A 3,819-nucleotide genomic window follows, 5' to 3' on the forward strand; every position below is an offset into this window, starting at 1 on the left:
CCTGGGCTTCCGGAACCTGACCCACTACATCGCCCGCAGCCTCCTCGAGGCCGGCGGATTCAAACCCCGACTACACCCTCGATTGTGAAGAGCCCCATTGTGGCGCGCGGAGACGACCGCGAGGACGGTATACAGGGCAGTCCACGCGGGTCCGAAGACATTATCGGGCGGCTTCCATTCGGGTTTGTCGAGCGGCACATACCAGCGCGCTTCGGGAATCGTGGCGATCGAGCCGACGACGGCGGCGGCTCCCACGCCGGCGACAATGGCGGCAGTGTCTTTCGTTAACGGGATCATCTTTTCAGCTTGGCACAGGGGCAACAAAAAAAGGACCCATGTGGGTCCTTTTCGTTGGCTGGCCCGCACTTAGCTGTTGGGGCGCTTGCCGTGGTTCGCCTTGTTCTTGCGGCGATCCTTACGCTTACGGCCACGCTTGCTCATGTTTCCTCCTCGAGTCGGTAACTGCGTTATTGTCCCACACCTTTGGGGCTCATCCGTAATACGTGGTGCGTTGCACGGTGATACGTAGGACACGAGCGCGCAGTTGTTCCGGGGCTCGTTCGCTGCACGCCCGGCGCAGGGTCCGACGAATATGTGCTTCGACGTCGGCGATCTCGTGGCATTCGGGGCAGGCATCGACGTGGCGCTGCAGTCGGGCGCACAGGTCGTCTTCGAGTTCGGCGTCGATGAGTTCGTCGAGGCGTCGGCGAACTTCCTCGCACTGGCAATCCTCGTCCTTCATGACTGATCCACCTCGATTCCATAGTCGCGGGCCCGATCGGCCAGGGATTCGCGCAGCTGGGCGCGGCCGCGGTGCAGGCGGGACATGACGGTACCGACGGGCGTGCCCATGATTTCGGCGATTTCCTTATAGGCAAAACCTTCAACGTCGGCGAGATAGACTGCAAGGCGACGATCCTCGGGCAGCGCCATGAGCGCGGCCTGCACGGTGGCATCGGGGATGCGGTCCAGGGCCTCGGCTTCGGCCGAGCGCAGCCCGACCGGGTCATGCATCGAGGTGCGGTGCAGCTGCCAGTCCTCGACGCCGTCCGAGTCGGCTTGGATCGGCTGGCGCTGGGCCTTGCGATAGGAGTTGATGTACAGGTTCGTCATGATCCGGTACAGCCAGGCCTTCAGGTTGGTGCCGGGCTTGTACTGATCGAACTTGTCGTAGGCGCGCGCGAAGGTGTCTTGTACGAGGTCTTCGGCGTCGGCAGGGTTCCGGGTCATCCGCAGCGCAGCGCCATAGAGGCGGTCGAGGTGCGGGATCGCGTCGGATTCGAACCGGGCGAGACGCTCCTCGGGCGTCTCCGAGCCATCGGTCCGCACCGGCGCACCGTCGCTATCGACGTCGGAATTATCGTCGTCGGAAAAAGTAGTCATCACCCCTAAGCCTAGCCGCAGGTACGCAGCGATGAGGCGCCAAGCGGGCGTGAGCGAGTGGTGCGTGAGGGGCATATCTAAGCTAACGGCACGGCCGGCACGCATTATTCCCCGACCAGGTTCTCTCGCGACGATTGTGCGAGCGTGGCAGGATGGAGGCATGTTGATCAAGCTGCTCGCCCGCCCGCTGCTCGCGGCCCCCTTCATCGCCGAAGGAATCGACGCCGTGCGCAACCCGAAGAAACACGCTGACCGCTTTGCGACGCTCGAAAAGCCCCTGACCCAGCTCGGTCTGCCGCCCGCGCTCAGCTCCGATACCGAAATGCTCTCGCGCGTTCTTGGTGGCATCTCCGCCGTCGCGGGTCTGTGCCTTGCGACCGGTCGCAAGCCGCGCACCGCGGCCCTGACGCTCGCCGCGATTAATCTGCCGCTCGTCGTCACGACGAACCCCGTCTGGCAGGCCAAGGATGCCGAAGAGCGCAAGGCATTCACCGGCAATTGGCTCAAGGGCGGCGCGCTGGCCGGCGGCCTGCTCTATGCCGCAGGCGACCGCGGCGGCAAGCCGTCGCTCGGCTGGCGTTGGGATAACTACCTCGATCACCGCGCCGATCTGAAGGACACCAAGCAGCGTCTGAAGGCGCGCTATAGCGACGATGGCTAGGTAATCCTTGGCGCCACGTCGCGATATCGGTACCGATGACCCACGGGTCCGGGTTCGTCCCGGCCGTGGGTCTCGTCCGCGTACGAAGCGCCGCCCCGACTATTCGGATGCGCCGCGCGGCTCCGTCACGTCGGTCGATCGCGGCCGCTACCGCGTTATCACCGATGCGGGGATCGACGTCGTCGCGGTGAAGGCCCGCGAGATCCCGTCGGTCGTCATCGGGGACCGCGTCGCGCTCACCTCCGACCTGTCGGGCAAGAAGGACACACTCGCGCGGATCGTCGAGGTCGATGAGCGCAAAACCGCGCTCTCGCGCAGCGCCGAGGACGGCGAGACGACGGGAAAACAGCGCGTCATCGTCGCCAATGCTGATCAACTCCTCATCGTCACCGCGCTCGCCGATCCCCCACCCCGCCCGGGCATGATCGACCGGTGCATCGTCGCCGCCTATGACGCGGGCATGGAGCCGATCTTGTGCCTGACCAAGTCCGATCTCACCTCCGATCGCGAGCTGCGCCGACTGTATGAGCCGCTCGACCTGCGGATCTGCACGACGGCGATCGAGCCGGATGGCACCGTCAGGGGGCTCCCCGAGCTGCGCGAACTGCTGGCGGGGCACCGCACCGTGCTAATCGGGCATTCGGGCGTCGGAAAATCGAGCCTCGTGAACGAACTCGTGCCGAGTGCGCAGCGCCGCATCGGTGACGTCAACGTCGTGACCGGGCGCGGGCGGCATACCTCGACGTCGGCCGTCGCGTTCCGGGCCGAGGATGGCACCTGGATCATCGATACGCCGGGCGTGCGTTCCTTTGGGCTCGCGCACGTCGAGCCCGACGATATCCTGCGCGGCTTCGACGACCTGCTCGAGGTGTCGGCCGACTGCCCGCGCGGCTGCGAACACCGCGCCGATTCGCTCGACTGCGCCCTGACCGATTATGCGCGCACCGACGAGCGCGCCGCATCGCGCGTCGATTCCTATCGACGCCTGCTAGCGGCCCGAGAAGCCGCGCTACCGGATTACGAACGGTAGCGGCTATTTTTCGATGGTGTAGATCAATATGCTGCCCGCAACTGCATGATCGGCTGCACACTTTTGCAGTTCCGGGTGCCCTGCCAGCTTGTCGAGGTTTTCGCGCAATACTCCGCCGCCAGTGTATTCGCGGTCGAATGGGTAGACCTCCGAGCCATGTCGCAGAGCGAACTGACCGCTATCGTTTGTCACAAGTTCGTAACTGTCTGGAATCTCAATGAGATACCAGCCGTTTTCTTCGACCCCCACGCAGTTCCCGATTCGCACCAGTTTTCCCGACCATGCCGAGTCAAACTTGGCGTCATCGCTCGATGCGTGGTAAGTCGCGTAATGCAGGTCATTATTGGGATGCCACTGTGCCGTGTCGCTGGCACTACATCCGGTGATCAGGAGAGCCGAAACAGCGACGAAAACTCCAAGTTTTCTCATGCTACCTCCCGTAAATTGCTTGTAAGTCACTCAATGTAAGCGCAAGGTCCGATGGAAAGAAAAAGTTACGGTATGTACCCTGATAGCGTCCCGACCCACTATGGATCCCATAAGCATTATTCCCCCAATACCAGGGACCTCCGCTATCACCACCTTTCGACCCCGTCCACCGATCAGTAACAGCCAACTTGCAATATCGCCCAAGATCCTTGTAATCGACACTGGCCTGACCCCCTTTTGTGGGTCCAGTCGTTGTGAGAGTTGTCCTGTTGCTCGAGGCTTCGGGCAGGGAGACTGGTCAGATCATGACAAACAG

Annotated in this window: 6 protein-coding genes and 1 pseudogene; 2 read left to right on the top strand and 5 right to left on the bottom strand. The window is 63.0% G+C overall.

What is annotated here, in order from left to right:
* Positions 1-114: 114 nt before the first annotated feature.
* The 4 genes and pseudogenes from BSZ39_RS14725 to BSZ39_RS12280 all read right to left on the bottom strand — a co-directional run.
* Positions 115-297 (bottom strand): annotated as a pseudogene (locus BSZ39_RS14725) (tryptophan-rich sensory protein); the annotation flags it as partial.
* 69 nt (positions 298-366) lie between these two features.
* Positions 367-441 carry a 50S ribosomal protein bL37 gene (locus tag BSZ39_RS15165; RefSeq protein ID WP_014300525.1) on the bottom strand — a complete coding sequence of 25 codons (75 nt, stop codon included), beginning with the start codon at positions 439-441 and terminating at the stop codon, positions 367-369.
* A gap of 49 nt (positions 442-490) precedes the next feature.
* Complete coding sequence (gene rsrA, locus BSZ39_RS12275; RefSeq protein ID WP_073717600.1) at positions 491-742, bottom strand: mycothiol system anti-sigma-R factor; 252 nt, start codon at positions 740-742, stop codon at positions 491-493.
* Entirely contained in the window at positions 739-1,383 is a 645-nt protein-coding gene (locus BSZ39_RS12280; protein ID WP_083603347.1) for a sigma-70 family RNA polymerase sigma factor, read from the bottom strand. Before BSZ39_RS12280 ends, rsrA begins: the two co-directional genes overlap by 4 nt.
* A gap of 160 nt (positions 1,384-1,543) precedes the next feature.
* Here BSZ39_RS12280 and BSZ39_RS12285 point away from each other — a divergent pair, with 160 nt between their 5' ends.
* Positions 1,544-2,044: a DoxX family protein gene (locus BSZ39_RS12285; protein WP_073717601.1), complete on the top strand. Its 501-nt coding sequence runs from the start codon at positions 1,544-1,546 to the stop codon at positions 2,042-2,044.
* A gap of 7 nt (positions 2,045-2,051) precedes the next feature.
* Entirely contained in the window at positions 2,052-3,074 is a 1,023-nt protein-coding gene (rsgA, locus tag BSZ39_RS12290) for a ribosome small subunit-dependent GTPase A (RefSeq protein WP_073717602.1), read from the top strand.
* A 3-nt stretch (positions 3,075-3,077) separates the two neighbouring features.
* On the opposite strand, the gene BSZ39_RS12295 is transcribed toward rsgA, so the two are convergent.
* Positions 3,078-3,503, bottom strand: a complete 426-nt coding sequence (locus tag BSZ39_RS12295; RefSeq protein WP_073717603.1) for a hypothetical protein — start codon at positions 3,501-3,503, stop codon at positions 3,078-3,080.
* Between the last annotated feature and the right edge of the window lie 316 nt (positions 3,504-3,819).

It is taken from the genome of Bowdeniella nasicola (assembly GCF_001907295.1).
Taxonomy (GTDB): Bacteria; Actinomycetota; Actinomycetes; order Actinomycetales; family Actinomycetaceae; genus Bowdeniella; species Bowdeniella nasicola.

What these genes read in the sequence shown, in the direction of transcription:
- rsrA (WP_073717600.1), bottom strand. Translation starts at nt 742, where the DNA reads ATGAAGGACGAGGATTGCCAGTGCGAGGAAGTTCGCCGACGCCTCGAC.
- BSZ39_RS12280 (WP_083603347.1), bottom strand. Translation starts at nt 1,383, where the DNA reads ATGACTACTTTTTCCGACGACGATAATTCCGACGTCGATAGCGACGGT.
- BSZ39_RS12285 (WP_073717601.1), top strand. Translation starts at nt 1,544, where the DNA reads ATGTTGATCAAGCTGCTCGCCCGCCCGCTGCTCGCGGCCCCCTTCATC.
- BSZ39_RS12295 (WP_073717603.1), bottom strand. Translation starts at nt 3,503, where the DNA reads ATGAGAAAACTTGGAGTTTTCGTCGCTGTTTCGGCTCTCCTGATCACC.